This is a genomic window from Mucilaginibacter sp. P2_D11, from assembly GCF_056404435.1.
The window spans coordinates 53,477-68,393 of record NZ_JBFUEA010000022.1; the positions used below are offsets into that span (position 1 = coordinate 53,477).

The 14,917-nt window shown below is 48.6% G+C and carries 12 protein-coding genes; 1 reads left to right on the forward strand and 11 read right to left on the reverse strand.

The genetic code is table 11. The features are described from left to right. Window positions 1-5: 5 nt before the first annotated feature. The 10 genes from AC1DXC_RS24820 to AC1DXC_RS24865 form a co-directional block, all read right to left on the reverse strand. Window positions 6-1,208: a DUF4249 domain-containing protein gene (locus AC1DXC_RS24820; RefSeq protein WP_477461871.1), complete on the reverse strand. Its 1,203-nt coding sequence runs from the start codon at window positions 1,206-1,208 to the stop codon at window positions 6-8. Then, a complete protein-coding gene (locus AC1DXC_RS24825) occupies window positions 1,208-4,081 on the reverse strand; it encodes a TonB-dependent receptor domain-containing protein (RefSeq protein WP_477461872.1) in 2,874 nt (957 codons plus the stop codon). The genes AC1DXC_RS24820 and AC1DXC_RS24825 overlap by 1 nt, the downstream gene beginning before the upstream one ends. A 2-nt stretch (window positions 4,082-4,083) precedes the next feature. Next, the gene (locus AC1DXC_RS24830) at window positions 4,084-4,833 is read right to left on the reverse strand and encodes a hypothetical protein (RefSeq protein ID WP_477461873.1); all 750 of its coding nucleotides are present in this window, start codon (window positions 4,831-4,833) and stop codon (window positions 4,084-4,086) included. A 211-nt stretch (window positions 4,834-5,044) separates the two neighbouring features. After that, complete coding sequence (locus AC1DXC_RS24835; protein WP_477461874.1) at window positions 5,045-6,346, reverse strand: sensor histidine kinase; 1,302 nt, start codon at window positions 6,344-6,346, stop codon at window positions 5,045-5,047. Next, window positions 6,330-7,703: a sigma-54-dependent transcriptional regulator gene (locus AC1DXC_RS24840; protein ID WP_477461875.1), complete on the reverse strand. Its 1,374-nt coding sequence runs from the start codon at window positions 7,701-7,703 to the stop codon at window positions 6,330-6,332. The genes AC1DXC_RS24835 and AC1DXC_RS24840 overlap by 17 nt, the downstream gene beginning before the upstream one ends. A 17-nt stretch (window positions 7,704-7,720) precedes the next feature. After that, on the reverse strand, window positions 7,721-8,902 hold the full coding sequence (locus AC1DXC_RS24845; protein WP_477461876.1) for an ABC transporter permease: 1,182 nt from the start codon (window positions 8,900-8,902) through the stop codon (window positions 7,721-7,723). 27 nt (window positions 8,903-8,929) lie between these two features. Beyond that, the gene (locus tag AC1DXC_RS24850; RefSeq protein ID WP_477461877.1) at window positions 8,930-10,162 is read right to left on the reverse strand and encodes an ABC transporter permease; all 1,233 of its coding nucleotides are present in this window, start codon (window positions 10,160-10,162) and stop codon (window positions 8,930-8,932) included. A gap of 22 nt (window positions 10,163-10,184) precedes the next feature. Continuing rightward, window positions 10,185-10,886, reverse strand: a complete 702-nt coding sequence (locus AC1DXC_RS24855) for an ABC transporter ATP-binding protein (protein ID WP_477461878.1) — start codon at window positions 10,884-10,886, stop codon at window positions 10,185-10,187. A gap of 83 nt (window positions 10,887-10,969) precedes the next feature. After that, on the reverse strand, window positions 10,970-12,427 hold the full coding sequence (locus AC1DXC_RS24860; protein ID WP_477461879.1) for a TolC family protein: 1,458 nt from the start codon (window positions 12,425-12,427) through the stop codon (window positions 10,970-10,972). Window positions 12,428-12,431: 4 nt separating this feature from the next. Then, the gene (locus AC1DXC_RS24865; protein ID WP_477461880.1) at window positions 12,432-13,679 is read right to left on the reverse strand and encodes an efflux RND transporter periplasmic adaptor subunit; all 1,248 of its coding nucleotides are present in this window, start codon (window positions 13,677-13,679) and stop codon (window positions 12,432-12,434) included. Between the two features lie 76 nt (window positions 13,680-13,755). On the opposite strand from AC1DXC_RS24865, the gene AC1DXC_RS24870 reads away from it, so the two are divergent. Continuing rightward, a complete protein-coding gene (locus tag AC1DXC_RS24870) occupies window positions 13,756-13,968 on the forward strand; it encodes a hypothetical protein (RefSeq protein WP_477461881.1) in 213 nt (70 codons plus the stop codon). Window positions 13,969-14,016: 48 nt separating this feature from the next. Here AC1DXC_RS24870 and AC1DXC_RS24875 read toward each other — a convergent pair. Beyond that, a partial coding sequence (locus tag AC1DXC_RS24875; protein ID WP_477461882.1) for a cadherin-like beta sandwich domain-containing protein occupies window positions 14,017-14,917 on the reverse strand: 901 nt, incomplete at its 5' end.

Below are 14,917 nucleotides of genomic sequence, written 5' to 3' on the forward strand. Positions count from 1 at the left end.
TATAATTATTTGTCTGCCCAAAAAGCAGGGCGTTTTGGGCTACCGCGCAGCGTACAATCTACACATTGCCGCGAGGCATATGAAAACCCTACTATAGAATCCTTTTTGGTAGCCGCATTTGGCACTGTTATCGCATCTATAGGAAAATTGATACTTTCGATAATATTCCCCTTAACAGTGTTAGTGTTGTTATAACGCGGGTCTACGTAAAGGCCGTAATCGGATTTACAGCCATCATAGGGGTAAACATCGCGCCATTCGGGCGTAAAAGGCAGCTCCGTCCTGTCGATATAGATTCGTTTGGAGCTTACCGTGCTGATGCTTACATAGCCAATAACGGGGGTAGCCGGATTGCTTACGTTATGCACGTTGCCCGATAACTCTGATGGCAGGGCATCGAAAATGCTACCCAATTGCTCGGTATTTTTTTTGAGGTTTTCCCAAAATGCATAGGCCTCTTTGGTTAAGGCATATTGGTTAAGTTTGATGCTGTACCGTATGCTCAACCGTTCGGTGCCGGGCGCAATCTGCGTTATGGGGTTTTGCGTTACGATATCCTCAGCCAGTTTAACGGTAGAACCCAAAAGGATGGTACTTGCCTGGTACGAGCCGTAGCATTTATAAATCTCGTCCTGCGGATATTCGCGTGGTATAACGGTATCGCGGCCCACCTTGTATTTCGATTCGAAAAGCGAATTGTACCGCCAGGTTTCCTGGTAGTCCCAACGGTAATAACGCGTGTTGTTGGTTGCATCGTGCGCAGCTGAGTAGATGTGCAACCCGTCTGCCTCTATCTTGTAAGCAAGGCTGTCGATGGGCGGAGTAATTTTTACTTCCATGTCGTCAGACTGATACTCCTGGCCCGATGCGGTGCGTATTTTAAGGCGGTATTTATTCGCAGCGCTCAGGCTAAGGCTGGCTGCTGCGTAGGTGCCGCTGCCTAATTCTGCCAAACTATAAGTGGCACCATTGCCCTCTACGGTAACGGTGGCGCCCGTTTCGGGCTGGCTGCTTGTTTTTTCGGATAGTTTTACGGTGTGGCTCAGCCTGATGATGGTAGAATCGGCACCGGGCACAATTACGCCTTCAACCACCAGCAAGCTGATACTCGCAACTACGGCCGGCGGCAGGTAGGGCTTGCGGCATGCGGCAATTGCCACAGCCATAGCCAATATCATTAAGATCAATGCCCGTTTATGCATCATCATCAGAACCTGAGGTTATAGTTGATAAATGGTATAGGGTGCGCAAATATGGATAGCTTATACCCGGTAATAACGCCGCTCTCCTGCGTAAAGTAGGTTGAGTAAGCGTTTTGCCTGCCTGTAAGGTTGTACACGCCCAAGGTTACCGAGCTGTGGAAAAACTGGTGCACCCGGTGGTTGCCTTCAATATTCAGCGAGAAATCGCTACGGAAATAATCGGGGATGCGGTAGGCGTTCCTATCTGAATAATACACCCGCTCCGAACCTGCGTAGTAGTACTTACCAGTTGGCAGCGTAATTGGTCTGCCTGTGCTGTAAGTAACATTTAACGATATGCTGAACCTGTGGGTAAACCTGTAGTTGCCTACAAAATTAAAACTGTGCGGCTTATCGTAATTGGCAGGGTAAAAATCACCATTGTTTACGGGCTGGCCCAGGGTTGGGTCGTCCTGTTTCAGGAAAGTGCGCGAGTAAGCGTAAGTTATCCAGCCGTTGGCCGCCCCGGTATTTTTACGCACCATAAATTCGATGCCATAGGCCTTACCCCTGGTATTGATCACATCTGTTTCTATATGGTGGTTAAGCACCAGCGTAGCGCCACTGCGGTAATCTAAATAATCGCGCAGGCGTTTGTAGTAAACTTCTACCGATGTTTCGATGGTATTATCTTTCAGGTTTTTGTATAGCCCCAGGGATACCTGATCGCCAAATTGTGGTTTTATGTTGGGGTTGCTTAGCTGCCAAACATCGGTAGGCGCAATGGCAGTGGTATTAGATAGCAGGTGTATGTACTGCCTTAAGGTATTGTAGCCTGCCTTAACCGACAGGTTATCGCCCAGGTTGTACCTTGCCGATAACCTTATTTCGGGGCCGCCATAAGTTTTGATGAGCTTGCCGCTGCTGTATTGCGTGCTATCAATCAACGTTGTGCTGCTGCGTGGCACGCCCGGGGCATAATTATTTACAGTTTGGGGGCCGAGGAAGTTATAGAGCGAATACCTGATACCGAAGCTCACGGAAAGGTCGTCGTTCAGGTCGAATTTATCGCCCAGGTAAAGGGCACTCTCCAGGGCCTGCTGCGCGGGCACAACATCGGGTACGATTAAAGAAGCCGCATCGTTTGGCCCATAAGTACCGGGGTGCAACTTATAATAAATGCTGTTTAGCCCGAAGCTGATGGTATTGCGGGTATTGAGGTAGTAAGTAAAATCGGATTTGAAGTTGGTTTGGTTGATATCGAACTTAAGCTTGTAGGCGGTAATGGGGTTGTCGAAACTGGAGATATCGTATTGGTAGCGGTCATTACCGGCTAAAAACACGCCGAACATTTTGTTATTGAAGTTGTGTTTCCACTTGATATTGAAGTTGCGGTTACTGTAGCTGTAGCCTGTATCGCTATTGAGCTTGAATTTATCGCGGCTGATGTAGGTGGTGATGTAGATATTGTCCTTATCGCTTAGCTGGTGGCTTATATCCAGGTTAAAATCATAAAAAGATGCCTGGCTGTTTTTATAAGCATCGGGCAATAGCTTAAGCAGCCAATCTGAATAAGTGGCACGGCCACCGAAAATGAACGAGGTTCTATCTTTAATTATCGGCCCTTCGATATTGAAGCGGCTGGTTATAGCACCGATACCTGCCGAACCTGTAAATTTCTTTTTGTTACCTTCCCTATCGCTAACATCTAATATCGACGACAGGCGGCCCCCGAACCGCTCGGGGATACTGCTCTTGTACAGCTCTACCCCTTTTACGATATCGGGGTTGAACGCTGAGAAGAAGCCGAAGAAGTGCGATGGGTTGTAGATAGTGGCATCGTTAAGCAAAATCAGATTCTGATCTGCTGAGCCGCCGCGCACGTTGAAGCCTGTGGAAGCCTCGCCTACGGTTTGCACGCCGGGCAGCGTCAGTACCACCCTTAGCACATCGGCCTCGCCAAATACCGTGGGCACTTGTTTGATGCTTTTGATATCCAGCCGGGTAATACCCATCTCAACCGCTTTAACGTTGGCAACCTTATCTGCCGATATTTTTACTTCTTTTAAGGTGGTTACCTGCTCCTGTAGCTCGATGATGATCTTACCGTCAGAATACAGCATGATTTGCCTGCGGGTATCGCGCATGCCTACGCCACGTATGCTAAGCAGATGCTTGCCCCGTGGCAGGGTAATGGTGAAATAGCCGAACTGATCCGTAGCCACGCCGGTTTTTTGTTCGGTTATATAAATGCTGGCGCCTGTTACCGGCTCGCCCGATTTGATATCCCGTACGTAACCCGAGAGCGTGGCCTTGCCCGCTTTTATATCGTTGGTTTTTATGCCTATCTCGTAAAGCTTATTTTCGTTAGCGGCAGCGATTATCTTGTCGCGATTATCTGACAGGGCGGTAACCGGGGCCGTTGTGGGAGCAGTTGCGGTGACCGGGGCACCTCCCGGGGTCGGGGCCGCTGTCGCAGGGGCTTTTGCTATTGTGGTAAGTGCTAAAGGCGTACCTGCGGGTACGGTAACAACCGGCGCTGTTACAGGTGCCGGCGAAGTGCCAAAGTAACCCGGCGCGAGTGCGGTTTGCAGGATTTGCGTTTTGGTTATAAATACTTGTTTGCCATTGATGGCGTAACTAAAATCAGTTCCCCTAAAGGTTAGATCCAGTATGCTGCTTACTGTTTTGTCGTTTGCCTGCAGGGTAACCCTAACGCTATCGAACTGGGCGGCATCGTAATAAAAGTAAAGGCCGCTTTTGCTTTCGATATCGGCAACTACGGTTTGGATGGTTGCCTGCTGAAAGTTTACGCTGATGGTTTTGTTAGCCGTTTGCTGCGCGGATGCGAAGTGAATTGTAAACAGAAGGCTTAGGCAAAACAAGTAAAGTTTTCTCATATTTAATTTGTTATCTGGTCATAATAGGCTATTACCTTTACCATGGCCTGCTCCTTTTCGTCGCGGAAACTGATGTGGTTATCTTTCACGTATTTCTTCAGTTCTTCTTTTTTATCGCCCAAAACATCGTATAAGCTATTTTGGTTGCTGAAACTTTTGTATGCCCCGTTGATGAGCAAATACATCTTACGGCTCTCATCGGTAAAAAAACGATCCAACACCCCCGAGGTGTTGTTTTGGATGGCTTTCTCGCGCCTGATGATAAACTCGGTTTTGCCCTTATACATCTGGTCGTAAAAACCGGCTGTAAGGTTTTGGGCATTAGCCAGCAGGGCGGGCTCTATGCGTATAAAGTGGTGGCCCAGCAAATCGAAGCCCTGCAGCCGCTCGCTTATCAATTCAATGCTGGCCTCCTTGTTTGGCATCTGCATTACTATGGCATCTTTATTCAAATCGTACATCACCTGCAGGTTTTTGTATTCAAAGCCATCGTATTGCACGCCGCCGGTGTTAAAATCAAGGGCATCGGCAAAATAAGCGCTCCCTTTTATAGATTTGGGATAAAAATTATACTCCGGGCCATTGTACAAACGCGACTGATCGCCAATGGTGCCGTAATAATTTGCAACGATATTATCCAGTTGCGCCTGGCGCGCAGCGGTATCGGGATAGCTGCCCTGCCCATAGCTGCTGATACCCACAAGCAGGCCTGTGCAGCAGCCTATTGCGTATTTGTAAAAAGTACTTCTCATTTTTTAATATGGTAATTGGAATTATGAATTTACGTACTTTTAATTAACAATCAATCACTTTGAGGAAAAACGAACTAAAAACTTAATTGTAACGCATTTATTACGCGGCGCGGTTTACGAATGCGACAAACATTTTAATTATAAATTGAGGCGATAGCCAAAGCTAAAAGACTGATATACAGCATGCCGGCATGGTACAGGGAAGTTTGCCCTAGTTAAAGCTGATAGCGAACACCGTTGTACCCGGAGCGAGGGTTTTTAAGGAAAACTCGTAGCCGTGGTTCAGCATAATTTCGCGTACCAGGGTGAGGCCTATGCCCTGTCCATCTTTTTTGGTGCTGAAGAAGGGCGAAAACAGCTGGGCGCTCTCTTCGCCGGTTATCCCCTTCCCGCTATCGGTAATGGTCAACAGGCGTGTTTTGGGGTCGATGGCAAACTCCACCCGGCCGCTACTTTCGATAGCTTCTATGGCGTTTTTCACCACATTGATAAGCGCCTGCTCTAGCTGCTCTACATCCGCACTGATGATACAGGGTTTGGCCGGAGCCGTAAATACCAGTTGCACGCCTTTGCTCTCCGCTTTTATGTGCATCAGTTCTATCACGGCTCTAAGCAGCAGGTTAAGGTCGGTTTGTTTTTTGTTGGCGGGGGGCAGTTTTACCAAATCGGCAAAGTTGCGCATAAAGTGGTTGAGGTTCTGGTTACGGTCGAAAGCTACCTGCAATGCATTGTTTAGCAGCCCATCGGTTTGGGTTTGCCAAAGACTGTCGGTACGCAGGGCCGATTGCAGTATAGAATTTACCGGGCCGATGGTGTTGTTCACCTCGTGCGCCATCATACGTATTACCTTGCCGTAGGCGTTTTTTTCTGCCGCCAAAATCTCGGCGGTGAGCTCTTCCATCATCAGGAAACCGCGTTGGAAGCCCCTATCCACAAAATACGATTTCTGTAGCTTGTAGGTATTGATGCCATCGGGCTTTACGGTGAGGGTATCGCCTGCGCGCAAAGCGGCGGCCTGCTCTAAAAGCGGGTTATGCACTGCGCCTATCTCCTGCCCTTTCAGCTCCTTTTCGGTAAGGCCCAAGATCTGAGCAGCCTTGGGGTTAAGCTGCTGTATGCGGTTATCATGATCCAATATCACTATGCCGGTTGGCGAGGTGTGTATCAGCTTCTCCAAAAAAAAGTGCTGTTCTTCCTGCCGGGTGCGTTCGTGGCGTAATTCGTCTATCATGTGGTTATAAACGTTTATCAGTTCATCAACTTCGTGTTTGCCCGTAGGCAGGAATTTCACGTTAAAATCCTGGTCTTTTATGGCCTCTATCCCTTGCAACAGCATTTTTATCGGGCTTATCAGCTGCCGGTAAAGGCTCACGGAGATGATGATAGATATGATGACCACCACCTCTGATACGATGAAGAAAACCCTGTCTTTATCGAAAATATAAAAGCTGAGCGCGAGCACAAGCCCATGCAGCAACACAACGAACAGTATATACTTAGTCCTCAGCTTCATCGTAAGGTATCTCGAATTTATCCAGCCTGCGGTACAGCGCGCTGCGCGTGAGGCCCAACGCCGTTGCTGCCTTGCTTACCCGGTTTTTGTGGAAGGCCATGGCGCGCTTTATCATCTCTATCTCCATCTCTTCCAGCGTAACGGTACCCACGCCCGGCCATTTGGTATTGCCATTTTTTTGAGGCGATAGCTCCAGCTGCGATTTAAAATCATCAATCTCCAGCACGTTCTTGCTGCTCACCAGTATGGAGCGCTCCACCAAATTCTTCAGCTGGCGAATGTTGCCCGGCAGCGGTAGCTGCTGCAGCCATTTCATGGCGCTTTTGCTTACCGATAGCCCCGGCCGGTTGTATATCTGCTTGAGGTTATTGATAAAAAAATCTACCAGCAGCGGGATATCCTTCGGCCGCTCGCGCAGGGCGGGCAGGGTTACGGTAATGAGGTTTATGCGGTACAGCAAATCTTCCCTAAAGGTGCCGTTACCAGCCATAACGGTAAGGTTTTTATTGGTGGCGCAAACCACCCGTACATCTACCGATTTGGTGCGGCTGCTGCCGAGCACCTCGTAGGTCCTATCCTGCAAAACCCTTAGCAATTTTACCTGGCTGCCGGCATCCAGATCGCCTATTTCATCTAAAAAGATGGTGCCTTTGTTGGCCATCTCGAAACGGCCTGCTCTATCGAACCTTGCATCCGTAAAAGCCCCGCGTATATGGCCGAACATCTCGCTCTCGAACAAGGACGTAGATATCCCCCCCAGATTCACCTTGATGAACGGCTTGTTGCGCCGCAGGCTGTTCTGGTGCACAGCCTCTGCAATCAGCTCTTTGCCGGTACCGCTTTCTCCCATAATGAGGATGGAGGCATCGGTACCTGCCACCCTGCCAATGGTTTCCAGTATCTGCAGCATCTGCGGGTCCTCACCTATGATGTGCTTAAAGTTATACTCCTTATCCAATTGCTTGCGGGTACGGTTTACTACAGCCTCCTCGCGCAGATTCAACAGTGTTTTTACCGACTGTAGCAAATGCCCGTTATCCCAGGGCTTATTGATGAAATCATTAGCGCCCATCTTCATGCCCTGCACAGCCAGCGCAATGCTGCCCCAGCCGGTTATCAGTATTATGGGGACAGTTGCGTTCAGCTTCTTTATATCGGCTAATAAGTGCATCCCCTCCTCTCCTGTTGTGCTTAAGGAGAAGTTCAGGTCGAGGATAATCAGTTCGAGGTTATCGTTTTTGATGATATGCAGCGCATCTTCGGGCGTTTCGGCACCGGTTACCGTGTAGCCTTCGCTTTTTAGCAGAAGCTGTAGCGAGGTGCGTACCGCAATATCATCGTCAATCACCAGTATCATATGCCAAAGCTAAATTTTTATTCCTCATGTAAAGCAACCGCCGGATAAATTGCCGCCGCCTGTTTGCCGGGGTAAAGCGAGCATACCAGCACCAGCAGATAAATAAATATCACTGCAAAGAGCATGGCAAACAGGTAAACGCTTGCAGGCAAATCGAATACGTTCAGCAAGGGAAACTGCACCGCGAAGAACGCCCCGATAATGAGTGACAGGGTGGCCAATATCAAAGCCTCGTAAACTAATTGTGCCGATACGGCATTACCCGGCGCACCCACCGCCCGGCGAAGCCCAATTTCGCCGCGGCGTTTGTTGATATTGTACCAAAGCACGCCGAATATGCCCAGCGCCACGTTGATGATGAGGAACGCTGCCACAATAGACAGGATGATGAGCGGCACCAGCGTAAACTTATTATAAGCGGTAAGCTTATTGTCCAGGTGCTCTATCTCGATATTGGAGTTTTTAAACGTGTTCGACATCACTTTATAAAGTTTTCCTTCGAAGGTGGCGTCGGCATCCGGCGTAACCTTCACCAATATCTTGCCCATCCATTTATAAGCGGAGGTATCGTGCCGGTTGTAAAGCCCGGGGGCTGCCGCCTGGTAATCGCCGTCGGTTTTAATATCGTCTATCACACCAATGATCTTCTGCTTATCTTCCGCCTTGTCGCCAAGCGTTTTACCAATAGCATCGGTTTTGCCGAATAACTTTTCTTTAAGTGTTTTATTTACCACAATAAGCTTTGCTTTAGATGCTGCATCTGCTTTGTTATACCAGCGGCCGGCAAGCATTTTAACCCCCATGGTGTTAATGTAGTTCTCATCCGTAAAAAAATTGTTCACGTGATCTACATGCACGCCATTTAGGGTTATACCTGTGCTCATATGGTTGTTGCTAAACGGGATATTGCTGCTGGCGTAACCCGCATCTTTTACCAATGGCATCGATTTGATGTTACGGAGCAACATCTGGTAAACTAAGGTTACCGAATCGGGGTTGGTGGTTTCCAGCGTATGGTTGTAGCTTATTGCCCAAACCTTGTCGTAATTGAAACCCATGGGTTTAGCGTAGTTGTTGTAGGAATTTAGCGCGAAGCTGAACACCCCAAATATAACCAGGAACGAAAGCAGTATCTCGACAATAAGCAGCGAGTTTTGCTTCTTTTTATTCCAGATCATTTTAAATAAATGCTTGAACATAATATGTTGATTTTAAGGTTGATTAATTTATTGAGCTTTTAGCGCCGTAACGATGTTGAGTTTAGACATACGCCAGGCCGGGTAAACGCCGGATAGCAGTCCAAAAAAGACACAGGTAAGCAAGGCGTAACCCAACACGGTGAAGTTTAAACGGAGCGTAAGGTTAGCTATAAATTGCGCCTGGTTGATAAAGTACATCACCACTACCGATAGTACCACGCCAATCATTCCGCCCAAAAATGTAAGGATGAGGTTCTCTACGATGAACTGGTACACGAGAGTTTTGGATGATGCCCCGAAAGCCTTGCGCACGCCAATTTCTGATGAGCGCTCCATAATACGGGTGATGTTTACGTTCACCAGGTTCAATGTAGGCAACAGCATCACAAACAAGGCGAAAAGGCTGATGGCTGTTAAAGCATACACCATGCCCGAGCTTTTTTCGTTCCCGGTGCGCACATAGCCTTCCAGGTACGAATCGGCATGACTATAAATATGATCCCACTCTTTGCCTGGTATAGGTAGTTTAGCCACGATATCGGCATACTCCTTTTTCATTTTTGCCACGTCTCCGGTGTTATTTGCCAAAACAATAGCGCCATAATTACCCAAATAGCTTTTATCGGCATCCAGTTTTGTTTTTGAGGTAGTAATAGGCAGGTAAATGTCTGAGTACAGCACGTACGAGGTTATCGGCAGGCTTTTCACTACGCCGCATACCCGGTATTTAATGTTATCGGCCTCTATGTATTTACCAACGGCGGGGCTGTTGTCGTCGCCAAAGTACTCCTTTTTCATATCCTCAGATATCACGGTAACGCGTTCGGCATTATCTGTTTGCTGCTTGCTGATGGGTTTACCCTCCACAAATTCAAAATCGAGCACATCCCAGAAATCGGCATTGGTGTACTTGTAGTTGATAACGATCTTACGATTATTTACATAAGTGTTGGTAGAACCAAAGCCTGATGAAATAGCGATCTTAACGGGCGTTTTCATTTTGGCCACGTAATGGTTAATGTAATAATAACTCAATGCGCTCGAGTTCATCGATTCTTTGCCGCTCAGCTCCATGCGACTGATATAAAGCGAGCGATCGCGTTTTTTATCGGGGTAATCGTCGTTCACTACCTTATCTATAAAGGCGGTCATCACCAGCAAAATCGTCAGTGTAAAGCTGATACCGAACAGGCTGAGGAAGGTGAAAAACTTGCGGCGCTTTAGCACCGCGATGGCTATTTTGAAATAATTTTTTAGCATGATCTTATTTTTAGGCGGTGGATTATTGTACCTGCGAACCATCGAACAGCCTCACCAGCCGGTGCGTTTTCTTGGCCATATTCTCATCGTGCGTAACCATTACTATGGTGGTGCCTTCGTCGCGGTTTAGCTGTAAAAGGATATCCATGATCTCGTTGCCCATGGCGCTGTCCAGGTTACCTGTAGGCTCATCGGCCAGGATAATTTCGGGCCTGCCCACTATGGCCCTGGCAATAGCCACGCGCTGGCGTTGCCCGCCCGATAGCTGCGTGGGGAAGTGCTTGATGCGGTTGCTCAGCCCAACTTTTTCCAAAGCCTCTGTAGCCAGTTGTTTACGCTCTTTGGCGGTAGTGTTGCGATAAAGCAATGGCAGCTCCACGTTATCAAGCACCTGCAAATCGTTTATCAGGTGATAGCTCTGGAAAATGAAGCCCAGCTTTTTATTGCGGAAAGCTGCCAACTGCTTATCGTTGAAGCCGCCGGTAACTTGCTCATCTATCTTGATGCTACCCTTCGATGGAGCATCCAACAGTCCCATTATATTCAGCAGGGTGCTTTTACCGCAGCCCGATGGGCCCATTATAGAAAGGAACTCCCCTTTTTCAATATCGAGGCTGATGCTGTTCAATGCTAAGGTTTGGATGGTGTCTGTACGGTACACCTTTTCAATGTTTTGTAGTTGTATCATGTTTTGGTTCATTTGTTCATTAGTTAATTTGTTCATTGGTTGCCTGGTGGCTATTTTGTCCTGATTCTTAAAATTTGATTTCTTGCTTCCTGATTCTTGATTTCTTGCCTCTTCTCCATCTATTTATAGTTTATCTTCTCTTTTCTTTCGAAATCATACAGTGATAGATACCGCAACTGGTAATACGCTCCCCAAAAATCGCGCAGGGCGGCTACATAATCGCGTTTGGCCTGGTCGTTTTCCTGGAAGGCGATGCTGAGGTCTGTGATGCTCAGGTCGCCCAGCACATACCTGTCGCGGGCTATCTTGTATTTTTCGGAGGCGATGCTATCGGCCTGAGCGGTAAACACCAGTTGATCCTTCATCATGTTGAAGAGCGTTACCTGCGTTACAATCTGTTGCTTAAAGGTTTGCTTATCCTGCTCTACGGCGTATTCGGTAAACTGCTCGTTGGCCTGCGCCGTTTTCACGCGCGATTTGGAACGCCCCCAATCCAGCACCGGGATACTGAACTGCAGTTGCAGCAACTGCTGGTTCTGCGGGTTGCGGTACACATCGGGGATGTTGCGGGCCGTGTTTGAGAAACCGATATTGGCGGTTAATGTGGCTACCAACCCGCTTTGCCCCTTTGCTTTGGCCACATCGCGTTTGGCTTCGGCAACCCGGCGCATAAAACCTATGGCATCGCTGCGGTTGGCGAAGGCCTCGGCAAGCACTTTATCTGCCGATACTTCCATATTGATGGTGGCACCGGGCAGTTGCAGGGCTATCTTATCGTCGCCCTCGGCACCTGTATAAGTACGCAGGTTAAGCGTGGCAATCTCCATATCCCGCTTGGCGGTTCCCACGGCCTTCAGCGCGTTAAGGCGTTCCAGTTGTAGCTGCAAAATTTCGTTCTTGGATATCTTCCCCAGGTCGAACTTCAGCTTGGCTATGGTCAATATCTTTTCTGTATTGGTAAAGTTCGTCTCGGCAATCTGCAGATTTACCTGCGCCAGCAGCAGGTCGAAAAAGTAACCTGTTACGGTTATGGCAATCTGCTCCTGCGATTCGATGTACGCCTGCTTGCTCTCGTTGAATTTAAGCGGCTCTATTTTTTTATCCCACCTTAAGGCATTAAACTGGAACAGCGGCTGGCTGTACCCGATAGCATAAGGCACGCCGTTGTAAAACTGGTTATGCCTGTCGAAATCGTAGAAACGCTGCATGGAGGTGGTGCCGTAAACGGTACCCCCGGTTGCGGTGATGCTCTGGCTGAAATCCAACTGCAGTGATGAATTATCGTTATGCACCGGCTGGAACAGGATGGTACCATCGGGTTGCAGCACCTGCTGGGTAGTTTTACTGTAGCCTGGCAATATGCCGCCTAACGAGAGTTGCGGCTGATAGTTGGATTTGAAAGTGCGCCATTGCCAATACTTGGTTTCGCGCACCGTGGTGGCTTGCTTGGCGGCGATGGAGTTGCGTTTGGCCATCTCTACCACATCCTGCAAGCTTAGGCGCAAGGTATCGCCGCCGGCTGCCGCGCGGGCATTGGTGGCAATGAACAGGAAGATGAATATATATAAGTACTTCATGGCCTTAGTTTTTAAGGGTTAGCTCCTTGGCGTTTTTAAACTCGCTCATGTCTGATGTGATGACCACATCGCCGGCCTTTACACCATCCTTAATCTCCACGAAATCGAAGTTGGCAAGGCCTATTTGCACATGGCGGCGCTCAGCCTTACCGCCATTCAGCACAAAGATGTCCTGATCCGCAGGGCCTTTGAACGCCGCGCCGTTGGCCACGCGCAGGGTTTTGCTATGCACATCGGTAACCAGGTAAACGTCAACTTTCATATTAGGGCGCAACTGCTTGTTGTTGCGCTCGTCCAGTTGCACATCGAAGGTTACGATGCTGTTTTGTATGGATGGGTACACGTTGATTACGTGACCTTTCATCTGCACCTCGTTGATGCGCACGATTACCGGCATACCGGCATGCAACTGATCCAGGTAGGTATCGGATATGCTGCCGTTCACTTTAAAGCTGCTGAGGTCGGCAATGCGGGCCAGGGCATCGCCTTCGTGCACGGTGGCACCAATGTTTTTATTTACGTAGGTTACCACGCCGCTGCGGGTAGCTACGATGTTGGCCAGCTGTAATTTGCGCTGCAGGGCGGTAAGGTCGTTTTGTTGGATAGCAAGGGCAATCTCGGCTTCCTTAATCTCTATCTGCATAGTTTGCTGCTTACTTTTTATCTCGTTTTCCAGTTGTTTCTTTTCAAGCTGGGCTACGCGCAGGTTCAGTTCGGCTTGTTCTATGCCTTCGCGGGTACCGCCGCCCGCTTTGAAGAGGCGTTTGGCATTTTCAACAGCATCAGCCAGGCTGCTGATGCGCAATTGTTTGATATCGTTGTTCGATTGGATATCGAAGAAGCTTTTGTTGAGGTCGAGCTTCAATTTGGCAATCTCGTTGCGCTTGCTCTGCATCTGGAAGTTGATCTTCTCGAACTCGGTTTGTGCGGCCGATTTGTCCAGCGCCAAAATCGACTGCCCGGCGGCAACCTTGTTGCCGGCATCCATCACAACGCTTTTGATAGATGCATTGATGGGGCTGGTGAGCATCTCTTCAAACTCGGGTAGTACCTCGCCGGTGGCGTTGAGGGTGTTCTCAACGCTGCCCTCTCCTACCACGGCTGTGGTTATTTCCGAGCGGCTAACGCTCGATTTCAGCGTGCTGCGCATCAGCCATATGGCACCAACCAGCACCGCTATGGCTATTATGGTTATCATGATGCCCTTCTTTTTTTTGCGGGCCGTTACTTCTTGTTCTATTACCTGATCCATGTTGTTGCGATAATGTTATATGCATAAGGGTTTGCAAGCCTTGTACCAAACCTAATGCACTAACAAACAGATAATTATGAAAAAACAGGAGCAAAAAAGTGATCGATATCGGACAAAGCATCCCGGTATCGGGAAGAATGAGGGGTTTTATGAGATAAGGAGATTTGCTTTTTGGGGGGATATGATCAACAAAAAAACGCCGCAGGCATTACACCTACGACGTTCGACCCCCAAAACATGCTTCCTTATAAAAGCGTCTTTTGCAGGCCGCTACCGCAACGGTAGCTGATGCTTACTCGCTCCCCTTGTATTGTTCATTTTACTTGTTGTATGGTTATTAATATTTAATTACCAGGTAACCGCTTTTGCGCTTTACCGTATCGCCGGCTTTGTATTCTATCGAATAAAAATAGGTACCTGCTTGCAGCAGCGCCCCGCCCGCAGCATGCCCGTCGAATACTTTGCCGTAATTATCATAACCTTTGGCTTCGTAAACTACGCCGCCGTTCCGGTTAATGATGCTCACTTTGTTATCCGGGTAAGCGTTTATGCCTTCTATCACGAAATTGTCGTTTATGCCATCTCCGTTTGGCGAAAGGCCCTGGCGTACGGTCAACTCCTCGGGCACTACACCAGCAAAGCCGTCTGCTTTTTGCAAAACAGCTATCTTATTGTTATTATTTACCGTAGCCAGGGTGGGCGGCGCAGCCCGGGTTACTGTTATGCTGTAAACTTTAGTGGTTATGCCGTCCTGCGCGGTCACCACTGTAGTGATGGTATTAGCACCTGGGGCAAGCGTAATGGCCTGTGAGGCAACGCCGCTGGCTACTATGCTGCCATTAACGCGTATGGTTGCCGTGGCATCGCTTGCGGTAGGCACAAGCCTGGTGCTAACGATAGCATTGCTTACCGTGGCCGTGTAATTATAGTCTCCCGCGCCAACGCTAACCTGCGTTATGCCTGTAGCAGGGCTCAGCGCTATACCTGTCAGCCAGGCATTGGTACTCCCCGCTTTGTTCACCTGTACCGTTACTGTCCGCGTGGTAACGCCATCCTCCGCCGTTGCCTGTACAGCAATTAACGTTGATACCCCGCTAAGGGCAATCGTTATTGGTGTGCCGCTGGCTGCTATGTTGCCGTTTACCTTGAGGGTGGCATGTACATCTTCTGCTGTTGGCGTAAGCACTACGCTTGTCGCTGTGTTTGACACAGAAGTCTTGTAATTTTCATTGCCGCTA